10 protein-coding genes are annotated in these 12,596 nt (G+C 61.5%); 6 read left to right on the top strand and 4 right to left on the bottom strand.

The genetic code is table 11. The annotated features are described in order from the left end of the window. Positions 1 to 54: 54 nt before the first annotated feature. Complete coding sequence (locus tag EJD88_RS27045) at positions 55 to 237, bottom strand: hypothetical protein (protein WP_162633353.1); 183 nt, start codon at positions 235 to 237, stop codon at positions 55 to 57. Between EJD88_RS27045 and EJD88_RS22350 the strand changes: the two genes are divergently transcribed. Further along, positions 206 to 2,665 carry a penicillin-binding protein 1A gene (locus tag EJD88_RS22350; RefSeq protein ID WP_371926580.1) on the top strand — a complete coding sequence of 820 codons (2,460 nt, stop codon included), beginning with the start codon at positions 206 to 208 and terminating at the stop codon, positions 2,663 to 2,665. The two genes, EJD88_RS27045 and EJD88_RS22350, sit on opposite strands and share 32 nt — an antisense overlap. Positions 2,666 to 2,864: 199 nt before the next feature. Here EJD88_RS22350 and EJD88_RS22345 read toward each other — a convergent pair whose 3' ends face one another. The 3 genes from EJD88_RS22345 to rpmE all read right to left on the bottom strand — a co-directional run bounded on the left by EJD88_RS22345 (position 2,865) and on the right by rpmE (position 5,366). Further along, on the bottom strand, positions 2,865 to 4,133 hold the full coding sequence (locus EJD88_RS22345; protein ID WP_099583795.1) for a malic enzyme-like NAD(P)-binding protein: 1,269 nt from the start codon (positions 4,131 to 4,133) through the stop codon (positions 2,865 to 2,867). Between the two features lie 178 nt (positions 4,134 to 4,311). Continuing rightward, on the bottom strand, positions 4,312 to 5,121 hold the full coding sequence (locus EJD88_RS22340) for a thermonuclease family protein (protein WP_158879058.1): 810 nt from the start codon (positions 5,119 to 5,121) through the stop codon (positions 4,312 to 4,314). Between the two features lie 14 nt (positions 5,122 to 5,135). Then, entirely contained in the window at positions 5,136 to 5,366 is a 231-nt protein-coding gene (gene rpmE / locus EJD88_RS22335) for a 50S ribosomal protein L31 (protein WP_049710411.1), read from the bottom strand. 223 nt (positions 5,367 to 5,589) lie between these two features. Here rpmE and EJD88_RS22330 point away from each other — a divergent pair, with 223 nt between their 5' ends. From EJD88_RS22330 to hslU, 5 genes are all read left to right on the top strand, one after another. Then, entirely contained in the window at positions 5,590 to 7,809 is a 2,220-nt protein-coding gene (locus EJD88_RS22330) for a primosomal protein N' (RefSeq protein WP_099583798.1), read from the top strand. A 110-nt stretch (positions 7,810 to 7,919) separates the two neighbouring features. Beyond that, complete coding sequence (gene argS, locus EJD88_RS22325) at positions 7,920 to 9,656, top strand: arginine--tRNA ligase (RefSeq protein WP_158879057.1); 1,737 nt, start codon at positions 7,920 to 7,922, stop codon at positions 9,654 to 9,656. Between the two features lies 1 nt (position 9,657). Beyond that, complete coding sequence (locus EJD88_RS22320; RefSeq protein WP_112193053.1) at positions 9,658 to 10,359, top strand: SPOR domain-containing protein; 702 nt, start codon at positions 9,658 to 9,660, stop codon at positions 10,357 to 10,359. A gap of 188 nt (positions 10,360 to 10,547) precedes the next feature. Further along, positions 10,548 to 11,078 (top strand): ATP-dependent protease subunit HslV, encoded by a 531-nt coding sequence (gene hslV, locus EJD88_RS22315; RefSeq protein WP_010563201.1) that lies wholly within the window; start codon positions 10,548 to 10,550, stop codon positions 11,076 to 11,078. A 37-nt stretch (positions 11,079 to 11,115) separates the two neighbouring features. After that, positions 11,116 to 12,453 (top strand): ATP-dependent protease ATPase subunit HslU, encoded by a 1,338-nt coding sequence (gene hslU, locus EJD88_RS22310; protein WP_158879056.1) that lies wholly within the window; start codon positions 11,116 to 11,118, stop codon positions 12,451 to 12,453. Positions 12,454 to 12,596: the final 143 nt, after the last annotated feature.

Genomic DNA, 12,596 nt, shown 5'->3' with positions numbered 1-12,596 from the left:
TTGCCTGTCATACCGCCTGATTGCTGTTGTACACCCTGCATTCGGTCGACTTGTTCAAGCGCCGCGAATGACGCCCCAAGGCGAAAAATGCTTTAATGCCCAGCGTTTTTCCCCGCTTTTTATCTGCAGCTCGGGTTGATCCATCGTTTGCCATGCATGCCCCGACGCGTAACCCATTCTTTTCTCTGGAAATCCAAAAGCCTTGATTCGTCTGCTGAAGTTTTTCGGGTACTCCATTGTCGCGATCGTCTGCGGGCTGCTGCTCGTACTCAGCGGGGCCTACCTCTACCTTAGTCCGGGTTTGCCCTCCGTAGAGGCACTCAGAAGTATCCAGTTGCAGATTCCTTTGCGGGTCTACAGCAGCGATGAAAAACTGATCGCGGAGTTCGGCGAAATGCGCCGCACACCGATCCGTTTTGCCGACATTCCGCCCAATTTCATCAGCGCCCTGCTGTCTGCCGAAGACGATAATTTTGCCAATCACTATGGCGTCGACCCCAGCAGCCTGGTGCGCGCCGCCACGCAATTGGTAAAAAGCGGACACATTCAATCGGGTGGCAGCACGATCACCATGCAGGTGGCGAAGAATTTCTTCCTCACCAGCGAACGCAGCTTTTCGCGCAAAGCCACCGAGATCCTGCTGGCATTGCAGATCGAACGTCAGTTGACCAAGGACGAGATCCTTGAGCTGTACGTCAACAAGATCTACCTGGGCAACCGTGCCTACGGCATCGAAGCCGCGTCCCAGGTGTACTACGGCAAGTCCATTCGCGACGCCAGCCTGGCGCAGATGGCGATGATTGCCGGCCTGCCCAAGGCGCCTTCGCGCTTCAACCCCCTGGCCAACCCGGCGCGCAGCAAAGAGCGCCGCGACTGGATCCTGGGGCGCATGTACAAACTGGGCAAGATCGACCAAGCCGCTTATGAGAACGCGATAGCCGAGCCGCTGAACGCCAGCTATCACGTGCCGACGCCGGAAGTGAACGCCCCCTACATTGCTGAAATGGCGCGTGCCGAGATGGTCGGCCGTTATGGCAGCGAGGCCTACACCGAAGGTTTCCGCGTGACCACGACGGTTCCGAGCGACTTGCAGGACATCGCCAATGACGCAGTGCATTCGGGCCTGATCACCTACGACCAGCGCCACGGCTACCGTGGCCCTGAATCGCGCCTGCCGGGCAAAACCCTCAGCGCCTGGACCACCGAGCTGGGCAAGCAACGCGCAATCAGTGGCCTGGAGCCGGCCATCGTGACCCAGGTGAAGAAAGACGGCGTGCAGGTATTGACCCGTGCCGGCGAAGCCCATGTCACCTGGGACAGCATGAAGTGGGCGCGCCCATTCCTGAATACCAACAGCATGGGGCCGATGCCCAAGCAGCCGTCGGACGTGGCCCAAGTGGGTGACCTGATCCGCGTGTTACGCCAAAAAGACGACAGCCTGAAATTCAGCCAGGTACCGCTGGCCCAAGGCGCGCTGGTCTCGCTGGACCCGCAGAACGGTGCAATCCGCGCCCTGGTGGGTGGCTTCGCCTTCGAGCAGAGCAACTACAACCGCGCCACACAGGCCAAGCGTCAGCCGGGCTCAAGTTTCAAGCCGTTCATCTACAGCGCCGCACTGGATAACGGCTACACCGCTGCCAGCCTGGTCAACGACGCGCCGATCGTATTTGTCGACGAGTACCTGGACAAGGTCTGGCGCCCGAAGAACGACACCAACACCTTCCTCGGCCCGATCCGTATCCGCGAGGCGCTGTACAAGTCACGCAACCTGGTATCGATCCGCTTGCTGCAGGCGATGGGCGTTGGCAAGACCATCGACTACATCACGCGCTTTGGCTTCAACAAGTCGGACCTGCCGCCGAACCTGTCCCTGGCCCTCGGCACCGCGACGCTCACACCGATGGAAATCGCTACCGGCTGGAGCACGTTTGCCAACGGCGGCTACAAGATCACGCCGTACCTGATCGACAAGATCGAAAGCCGCAATGGCGATACCCTGTTCACCGCCAACCCGCCGCGAGTGCCGGGCGATGTGGTCAACGGTGTGGCAGCCACTGACGGGCTGGCAGCGCCGAGCAATGGCGGTATCACCATTGAGCCAACCCCAGGCGCTGCGCCAGCCGCAAATGCTGCTGCACCGGAGCCGCAGGCACCCGCCGTGGCCGAGCGCATCGTGGATGGCCGGACCACGTACATCCTTAACAGCATCCTCGAAGACGTGATCAAAAAAGGCACCGGCCGCCGTGCCCTGGCGCTGGGCCGTGCGGACATTGCGGGCAAGACCGGTACCACCAACGAATCCAAGGATGCCTGGTTCTCCGGCTATAACGCCGACTACGTGACCACCGTGTGGACCGGTTACGACCAGCCGGAAAGCCTCGGCCGCCGCGAGTTCGGCGGCACGGTCGCGCTGCCGATCTGGATGAGCTACATGGGCGCGGCGCTGAAGGACAAGCCGCTGCATACCCAGCCGGAGCCGGAAGGCATCCTCAGCCTGCGGATTGACCCGGTGAGTGGCCGTGCGGCATCGCCAAGCACGCCGAACGCGTACTTCGAACTGTTCAAGAGCGAAGACACGCCGCCTTCGGTCAATGAGCTGGGTAACGGCGTTGCACCGGGCAGCCCGCTGCCGGCGGACGAGGCGGCGCCGATCGACCTGTTCTAACCTGGACCTCAAGCCTACGCAGAACCAAATGTGGGAGGGGGCTTGCCCCCTATAGCCGTGGACCAGCCAACTCATCGAGTGACTGACACACCGCCATCGGGGGCAAGCCCCCTCCCACATTTGATCTCCACAGGACACACCCCAGCAAAAAGCCCCGACTCTCACGAGCCGGGGCTTTTTGTTGGTGCGCTACAACGGCTTAGCCGTTGAACACATCATCCACGCTTTGCAGCGGGTAGTTCTTCGGATACGGCAGGGTGGCCACACCGGTCTCGATGGCGGCTTTGGCCACGGCATCGGAGATCAGGGTGATCAGGCGCTTGTCCATTGGTTTCGGGATGATGTATTCACGACCGAATTCCAGCTTGGCGCCGCCGTAGGCGTCGCACACGTCCTGAGGCACTGGCAGTTTGGCCAGTTCACGCAGGGCATTGGCGGCAGCCACTTTCATCTCTTCGTTGATGCGTTTGGCGCGAACGTCCAGGGCACCACGGAAGATGAACGGGAAGCCCAGAACGTTGTTGACCTGGTTCGGGTAGTCCGAACGGCCGGTGGCCATGATCACGTCGCTACGGGTGGCGTGAGCCAGTTCCGGAGCGATTTCCGGATCAGGGTTGGAGCAGGCGAACACGATCGGGTTGGCCGCCATGGACTTCAGGCCTTCAGCGCTCAGCAGGTTCGGGCCGGACAGGCCAACGAACACGTCTGCACCGTCAAGGGCGTCAGCCAGGGTGCGCTTGGAGGACGGGTGGGCAAACATCGCCTTGTATTGGTTCAGGTCGGTACGCTCGGACTGGATCACGCCCTTGCTGTCGACCATGTAGATGTTTTCGAGCTTGGCGCCCATGCTCACGATCAGCTTCATGCAGGAGATGGCCGCAGCACCGGCGCCCAGGCAGACGATTTTGGCGTCGGACAGGGTTTTGCCAGCGATTTCCAGGGCGTTGATCATGCCGGCCGCGGTAACGATCGCGGTGCCGTGCTGGTCATCGTGGAATACCGGAATGTCGCACTGCTCGATCAGGGCCTTTTCGATCTCGAAGCACTCAGGTGCCTTGATGTCTTCCAGGTTGATGCCACCGAAAGTGATGGAGATGCGCTTGACGGTGTCGATGAAGGCCTGCGGGCTTTCGGAGTCGACTTCGATGTCGAAAACGTCAATGCCGGCGAAGCGCTTGAACAGCACGCCCTTACCTTCCATCACTGGCTTGGATGCCAATGGGCCGAGGTTGCCCAGGCCGAGAATCGCGGTGCCATCGGAAATCACTGCAACCAGGTTGCCCTTGCCGGTGTACTTGTAAGCCAGCTCAGGGTCACGAGCGATTTCACGTACGGGCTCAGCCACGCCAGGGCTGTAGGCCAACGACAGATCGCGGGCAGTGGCAGTGGCTTTGGTGAGCTCTACACTCAGCTTTCCTGGACGAGGATGGGCATGATATTCGAGAGCGGCAGTTTTCAAATCAGACATATCGGCATTCCGCTTTTACTGTTGGTCGACGGACCGCCGAGGATACTCGTGTCGTAAAGCCCCTACAAGACTGGGCAGTCACGGGTGTCAAGGCCCCGCAGCGACGTACTTTAGTCTAAAGCCACGGGATACAAGGGCTAGACTGTTCACAATCGACTTAAAAAATGTCTACAATTATTTATTCAAACGTCGATTTAATCATGCCGGGATCGGTCAGCGGCAACAGCCAGCGCGCCTGACCGCGTTTCAGGCCGCCGCGCCTGGCGCGATCCTGCACCCAGCCACGCGCCTCGACTGTCTTGCCTTGCAGACCATTGAGCAAGCTGCTGTCGAATTGTCGGGCCAGATCGGGTGCAATGCGTAATACCAGTGAACCCTGCAATTCGATCCAGACACCGCCGCGATTGCGCTCGATCTTGCTCACACGACCACTGACCAAGGCAAATCCGGATTGCTTGAGCTGTGCCACGGGTTGCACCGGCGATTGCCGCCAGAGGCCCAGACCTGCCTGACGGGCGCTGTTTTCCGCAGCCTGCTGGCAGGCGACGAGATCCACATTGGGCGCGACCCCCACTTGGAATCCCAGGCCCTCAGCCAGCAATTGCGCCTCCAGGTTCTCGCCGTCGGCACCATAAAGGTGGGCCAGGGTACGACCGTAATGGTCTTTGGGCTCACGCCCCGGTACCAGGCCAACGCGGCCGCCGCTGGCAGCCACCAATGCCTGCAAACGCTGGCGTGCGGCCACAGCATACGGCTCGTCGGTGCGGCCCCTTTTACCAGTCTCCGGCGCATTGAGGCCGATCATCCGCACGCTCCGGCCATCCTTGAGACGCACCGTATCGCCATCCACCACACGCTGCACGTCGACCTGGGCCGCAGACGTCGGTACAGGGCAAAACACCTGCGCGTGGGCGGTCGACAGCCAAATCCCAGGCATAAAAAAGGCGCCCGCAAGGGACGCCTTTTTTAACAGCTGGCAAAAGCCCATAAGGCTCTTGAGCCTTACTCTGCTGGAGTAGCAGGCTTCTTGCCGAAAGCACCAAAGCGATCTGCGAAGCGCTGTACGCGGCCGCCGGTGTCCAGAGTCTTCTGCTTACCGGTGTAGAACGGGTGGCACTCGTTGCATACGTCAGTACCCAGTGGCTTGCACAGGTTCGAGCGAGTTTCGAACTTGTTGCCGCAGCTGCAGGTTACTTCGATGGTTTCGTACGCTGGATGGATATCGGCTTTCATGGCACTTCCTCGGGCTAGCGTGCCGCCACTCGACACTATTGTCGAATACCGCACGTAATTAGGCCGCGGATTCTACCAGACCTTTTTAAACGCGCAAGCGGACCTTACGGTCGATTCCCCACATAAAAGCCCCTTTCATCAGAAAACCGTGGCATACCCAAGCCTTCCCCCGTCTGCTAGGCTCCCGCCCTTGCTCATCACCCTCCTTACTATGGAACCCCGCGTGCCCGACGCCATTTTGCGCCTAGCCCTGCCCTCGCCCCTGCGCCGCCTGTTCGACTACCGGGCCCCGGCCGGCGTGCTGCGAGCGCAATTGCAGCCAGGCATGCGCGTGCGTGTACCCTTTGGCCGACGGGAAATGATCGGCGTCCTGATAGAAGTCGCCGATCACAGCGAAGTCCCCGCCGAGAAGCTCAAACCGGCCCTGGCGATCCTGGACGCCACCGCGCCATTGCCACCCGCACTGTTCAAGCTGTGCCTGTGGACCGCCCAGTATTACCAGCACAGCCTGGGCGACACCCTGAGCTGGGCGCTGCCGGTGCTGCTGCGCCAGGGCGAGTTGGCCGAAGCACGCCAGGAACGATTCTGGTCGACAGTGCCCGGTGCACGCCTCGACGACCCGCGCATCGCCCGCGCCCCGCGCCAACGTGAAGCCCTGGCCACGCTGGCGCAGCATCCCCACGGCGTGGCGCATCAGCTCTTGAGCAAGCTGATGCTGAGCAAGGACAGCCTCGACCTGCTGCTCGCCAAAGGCCTTGTGCAGGTGGAAATCCGCAAGCACGCCCCCGATCCGCGCCACGAACACTGGCTGGCCCAGCCGGAATTGCCGCTCAACCCCGAGCAACGCGCAGCGTATGAAGCGATTCGCGCAGGTTTCGACAGTTTCCATGCGTTCCTGCTGGCCGGCGTCACCGGCAGCGGCAAGACCGAAGTCTATTTGCAGTTGATCCGCGAAACCCTGCAAGCCGGCAAGCAGGCGCTGGTATTGATCCCGGAGATCAACCTCGGCCCGCAAACCCTGGCGCGTTTCGAGCAGCGCTTCAATGCGCGCATCGCCCTGGTGCACTCGGCGGTCAACGACCGTGAACGCCTGGAGTCCTGGCTGGCGGCGCGGGATGGCGAGGCCGACATTATTATCGGCACCCGCTCGGCGCTGTTCACGCCGATGAAGAACCCGGGCCTGATCATCATCGACGAAGAGCACGACGGCTCCTATAAACAGCAGGAAGGCCTGCGCTACCACGCCCGCGACCTGGCGCTGGTTCGCGCACGCCAGGAAGGCATTCCGATTGTGCTCGGTTCTGCCACCCCGTCCCTGGAAAGCCTGCACAACGCCTACACCGGTCGGTATGGCCTCCTACGCCTGAATGAGCGTGCCGGCGGCGCCAAGCAACCACGATTCCTGCGCCTGGACGTCAAAAGCCGTCCGCTGGACAGCGGTATTTCCGGGCCGATGCAGCAAGCCATCGGCCAGACCCTCGCCGCCGGCCAGCAGGTTTTGGTATTTCTCAACCGCCGGGGCTTTGCACCGACGCTGCTGTGCCATGACTGCGGCTGGATGTCTGAATGCGAGCGCTGCGACGCACGCATGACCGTGCACCAACGCCACGGCGAACTGCGCTGCCACCACTGCGGCCATGTAGAACGGGTGCCCCGCCACTGTCCGCAGTGCGGCAAAGTCGACCTGCGACCAGTGGGCGCAGGCACCGAACGTGCCGAAGAACGCCTGGGCATTCTGTTCCCGGATTACCCGGTACTGCGGGTCGACCGCGACAGCACGTCGCGCAAGGACGCGATGAATCAGCTGTTCGCCACCATTCAGAAAGGCCAGCCGTGCATCCTGGTGGGTACGCAGATGCTCGCCAAAGGCCACCACTTTCCACGGGTGACCCTGGTGTCGATCCTCGACGCCGACGGCGGTTTGTTCTCCGGCGACTTCCGCGCCAGCGAGCGCATGGCGCAGTTGATCGTGCAGGTCGCGGGTCGCGCCGGGCGCGCAGAGGAGCCGGGCAAGGTGATTATCCAGACGCACCTGGCTGACCACCCTTTGCTGATCCAACTGACCGAGCAGGGCTATTTCGCCTTCGCCGAGCAGGCACTGAGCGAACGCCGTTCCGCCGGCCTGCCGCCGTTTGCACACTTGGCGCTGCTGCGTGCCGAAGCCCACAAACCGGGCCAGGCTGAAGGTTTTCTGGATGAAGCCTGCAGCATCGCCGAGGGTTTGCTCGGCGAACTGGGCCTCACCGGCATCGAACTGCTCGGCCCGGTGCCCGCGCCCATGGAGCGCCGTGCCGGACGGTATCGCGCTCAACTACTCTTGCAGGCAACGTCTCGCGCACCGCTGCATCGACTATTAAGTAGCTGGTTGCTTGCCCTGGAGCAAATGCCCAGCGGCCGACAGGTGCGATGGTCGTTGGATGTAGACCCGGTAGATTTGTATTAACCCACGCCACAGGTCCCGCGAAGGTTGGCAAGCCCGCCCTCGCCACGGATAATGCCCAGTTTTTCCACCTGCGCATCGCGCGCCGCCGCTTGCGGTCGAAAGAGAACACCATGAAAGACACCATTCGCCAGCTGATCCAACAAGCCCTCACCCAACTCGTCAACGAAGGTGTGTTGCCTGAAGGCCTGACGCCGGCGATCCAGGTGGAAAACACCCGCGACAAGACCCACGGCGACTTCGCCAGCAACATCGCGATGATGCTGTCCAAGCCGGCCGGCATGAAGCCACGCGACCTGGCGGAGAAAATCATCGCCGCACTGCCGGTCGACGAGAGCGTGACCAAGGCCGAAATCGCCGGCCCTGGGTTCATCAACTTCTTCCAGAACACCCAGGCATTGGCTTCGCGCCTCGATGCCGCCCTGGCCGACGCCAGGATCGGCGTGCGCAAGGCAGGTCCCGTTCAGCGCGTGGCCATCGACCTGTCGGCACCCAACCTTGCCAAAGAGATGCACGTCGGCCACTTGCGTTCGACCATCATTGGCGATGGCGTGGCACGGGTCCTGGAATTCCTCGGCGACACCGTGATCCGTCAGAACCACGTGGGCGACTGGGGCACCCAGTTCGGCATGCTGATGGCCTACCTGCAGGAAAACCCGATCACCAGCAACGAGCTGTCGGACCTGGAAAACTTCTACCGCGCCGCCAAAAAGCGCTTCGACGAGTCCGAAGAATTCGCCGACCGCGCCCGTGGCCTGGTGGTGAAACTGCAGGCCGGAGACCAGGAATGCCTGGAGCTGTGGGGTCGCTTCCGGGACATCTCGCTGTCCCACTGCCAGGAAATCTACGAACTGCTCAACGTCAAGCTCACCATGGCGGACGTGATGGGCGAAAGCGCCTACAACGACGACCTGATCAATGTGGTCAACGACCTCAAGGCCAAGGGCCTGCTGGTCGAGAGCAACGGCGCGCAGTGCGTGTTCCTCGAAGAATTCAAGACCGCCGACGGCGAGCCGCTGCCAGTGATCATCGTCAAGGCCGATGGCGGCTATCTCTATGCCACCACCGACCTGGCCGCCGTGCGCTACCGCAGTGGCGTGCTCAAGGCCGATCGAGCGCTGTATTTCGTCGACCAGCGCCAGGCGCTGCACTTCCAGCAGGTGTTCGAAGTGGCGCGCCGTGCGGGCTTCGTCACTCACCCGATGCTCATGGAACACATGGGCTTCGGTACCATGAACGGCGCCGATGGCCGTCCGTTCAAGACCCGCGACGGCGGCACCGTAAAGCTGATCGACCTGCTCAACGAAGCCCAGGACCGCGCCTACAACCTGGTGAAGGAAAAGAACCCGGAACTGGCCGAAGCTGACCTGCGCAACATCGCCCGCGTGGTGGGCATTGGCGCAGTGAAATACGCCGACCTGTCCAAACACCGCACCAGCGACTACAGCTTCAACTTCGAGCTGATGCTCAACTTCGAAGGCAACACCGCGCCGTACCTGCTGTACGCCTACACCCGCGTGGCCGGCGTATTCCGCAAGCTGGGCAAGGACTTCAGCGAAGTCGAAGGCCGGATCGTGCTGGACGCACCCCACGAACAGGAACTGGCCGCCAAACTGGCGCAATTGGGCGAAGTGCTGAACAGCGTCGGCGAAAAAGGCACGCCGCATATCCTGTGCACCTACCTGTATGAAGTCGCCGGCCTGTTCTCCAGCTTCTATGAGAACTGCCCGATCCTCAGCGCCGACGACGAAGCCCAGAAGCAAAGCCGCCTGCGCCTTGCCGCATTGGCCGGACGGACCCTCAAGCAAGGCCTGGAGCTGTTGGGCCTGGAAACTCTGGAGCGTATGTAAGTTGGCCGCCAAGAAAAAACCTGCACCCAAGCGCGGCGCCAGCCGCTACCAGGCCCCGGCAAAGAAGCCGATTCCGGGCTGGTTGTGGATGGCTATCGGCCTTTCGGTCGGTGCGTTTATCGTGTTCCTGATGAAGCTGGATCCTGGCCAGGGCGATGACGTCAAACGGGTCAAACAGGAGCAGCAGAAGGCCACCAAAATGGCCGAAGCCAATAAGACGGCGCCGAGCCCGACCGCACCCGTGAAGCCGAAATATGACTTCTATACCCTGCTGCCCGAATCGGAAGTGATCGTACCGCCCGACGCCGTGCCGGAGAAAACCCTGCCGACGCCACAAGTGCCGACCACCCCGGTTACGCCGGCTGAAGCCGCGAAGATCGACACCGCCCGCGCTCAAGCGGCACTGGCCGGCATCACCCCGCCGCCAGCGCCGCCAGTTGCCGAGACCAAAGCGGCGCCGGTGACCAAATTCTTCCTGCAAGCGGGCTCGTTCCCGAAACAGGCGGATGCGGATCGCGTACGTGCGCAGATCATTCTGCTGGGGCAAACGGTGACGGTGGAATCCGGCACGGTGAAGGACGCGACCTGGTATCGCGTGTTGGTAGGGCCGTTCAGCAACCGCGAACAATTGACCGTAGCGCAGAAGCAATTGGCTGGCGCCGGCTTTAGCAACCTGTTGTTACAACAACGCCAGAGCCGCTGATTCAGGCTCAACAGGGGTCAAATGTGGGAGGGCCCCCTCCCACATTGGTTTCTCGGTGTTCGCGAAAGTGTGTCAGACCCATAGACACCATTCGTCCGCCCTAACCACCCAAGGTTGAAATCACCCCCACCACCCCCATATCAGTTTCCATCAGGGCATTTTCGCCCCGCTGCGTGGAGACTCTCCCCTTGACCACCATCGTTTCAGTACGTCGCCACGGCAAAGTCGTCATGGGCGGCGACGGCCAGGTTTCCCTGGGTAATACCGTGATGAAAGGCAACGCGAAGAAAGTCCGTCGCCTGTACCACGGCCAGGTGCTTGCCGGTTTTGCTGGCGCTACCGCCGACGCCTTCACCCTCTTCGAACGCTTCGAAGGCCAGCTGGAAAAACACCAGGGCCACCTCGTACGCGCCGCTGTCGAACTCGCCAAAGAATGGCGCACCGACCGCTCCCTCAGCCGCCTGGAAGCCATGCTGGCTGTAGCCAACAAAGACGCGTCCCTGATCATCACCGGTAACGGCGATGTGGTTGAACCCGAACACGGGCTGATCGCCATGGGTTCCGGTGGTGGCTACGCTCAAGCCGCGGCCAGCGCACTGTTGAAGAAAACCGATTTGTCGGCCCGCGAAATCGTCGAGACTGCCTTGGGTATCGCCGGTGACATCTGCGTGTTCACCAACCACAACTTCACCATTGAGGAGCAGGACCTCGCCGAGTAAGCCGTAGGCTTATTCCCGCTTGAGGCCGCCAAACACTATGTCCATGACTCCCCGCGAAATCGTCCACGAACTCAACCGCCATATCATCGGCCAGGACGATGCCAAGCGCGCCGTTGCCATCGCGCTGCGTAACCGCTGGCGCCGGATGCAACTGCCCGAAGAACTGCGCGTTGAAGTGACGCCCAAGAACATCCTGATGATCGGCCCGACCGGTGTCGGTAAAACCGAAATCGCCCGGCGCCTGGCCAAGCTGGCCAATGCCCCGTTCATCAAGGTCGAAGCGACCAAGTTCACCGAAGTCGGTTATGTGGGCCGTGACGTCGAATCGATCATCCGTGATCTGGCCGACGCTGCCCTGAAGATGCTGCGCGAGCAGGAAGTGACCAAGGTCAGCCACCGCGCCGAAGACGCTGCCGAAGAACGCATCCTCGATGCCCTGCTGCCTCCTGCGCGCATGGGTTTCAATGAAGACGCGGCGCCGTCGTCCGATTCCAACACCCGTCAGCTGTTCCGCAAGCGCCTGCGCGAAGGTCAGTTGGATGACAAGGAAATCGAGATTGAAGTCGCCGAAGTCTCCGGCGTCGATATCTCCGCACCGCCTGGCATGGAAGAAATGACCAGCCAGTTGCAGAACCTGTTTGCCAACATGGGCAAGGGCAAGAAGAAAAGCCGCAAGCTCAAGGTGAAGGACGCGTTGAAACTGGTGCGCGACGAAGAGGCCGGGCGCCTGGTGAATGAGGAAGAACTCAAGGCCAAGGCCCTGGAAGCGGTCGAGCAGCACGGCATCGTGTTTATCGACGAAATCGACAAGGTGGCCAAGCGCGGCAACTCCGGCGGCGTCGATGTGTCCCGCGAAGGCGTACAGCGCGACCTGCTGCCGTTGATCGAAGGCTGCACCGTGAACACCAAGCTGGGCATGGTCAAGACCGACCACATCCTGTTTATCGCCTCCGGTGCGTTCCACCTGAGCAAGCCAAGCGACCTGGTGCCGGAGCTGCAAGGCCGACTGCCGATTCGCGTGGAACTCAAGGCACTGACCCCTGGCGACTTCGAACGCATCCTCAGCGAACCGCACGCCTCACTCACCGAGCAGTACCGTGAGCTGTTGAAAACCGAAGGGCTGGGCATCGAGTTCCAGGCGGACGGCATCAAGCGCCTGGCGGAGATCGCCTGGCAGGTCAACGAGAAGACCGAGAACATCGGTGCTCGCCGCCTGCACACGCTGCTGGAGCGCCTGCTGGAAGAAGTGTCCTTCAGCGCCGGTGACTTGGCCGGTGCGCAGAACGGCGAGGTGATCAAGATCGACGCGGATTACGTCAACAGCCACCTGGGTGAATTGGCACAGAACGAAGACTTGTCGCGCTATATTCTGTAAGCCTTACACACAACTGCTTTGCTTCGATGTGGGAGGGGGCTTGCCCCCGATGGCGGTCTGTCAGATAGATGTATGCTGACTGACACATGGCTATCGGGGGCAAGCCCCCTCCCACATTTTTAAGCCGGTTTATTCAGGATCAC

Origin of the sequence: Pseudomonas sp. PB105 (assembly GCF_009764655.1) — a bacterium.
GTDB classification, from domain to species: Bacteria; Pseudomonadota; Gammaproteobacteria; order Pseudomonadales; family Pseudomonadaceae; genus Aquipseudomonas; species Aquipseudomonas cyclaminis.
This window is presented reverse-complemented; position numbering and strand designations above follow the sequence as displayed.

Bases quoted from the DNA above. Each gene is read 5' to 3' on its own strand.
- rpmE (WP_049710411.1), bottom strand. From the start codon at position 5,366: ATGAAAGCCGATATCCATCCAGCGTACGAAACCATCGAAGTAACCTGC.
- hslU (WP_158879056.1), top strand. From the start codon at position 11,116: ATGTCCATGACTCCCCGCGAAATCGTCCACGAACTCAACCGCCATATC.
- EJD88_RS22340 (WP_158879058.1), bottom strand. From the start codon at position 5,121: ATGGGCTTTTGCCAGCTGTTAAAAAAGGCGTCCCTTGCGGGCGCCTTT.
- argS (WP_158879057.1), top strand. From the start codon at position 7,920: ATGAAAGACACCATTCGCCAGCTGATCCAACAAGCCCTCACCCAACTC.
- EJD88_RS22345 (WP_099583795.1), bottom strand. From the start codon at position 4,133: ATGTCTGATTTGAAAACTGCCGCTCTCGAATATCATGCCCATCCTCGT.
- EJD88_RS27045 (WP_162633353.1), bottom strand. From the start codon at position 237: ATGGAGTACCCGAAAAACTTCAGCAGACGAATCAAGGCTTTTGGATTT.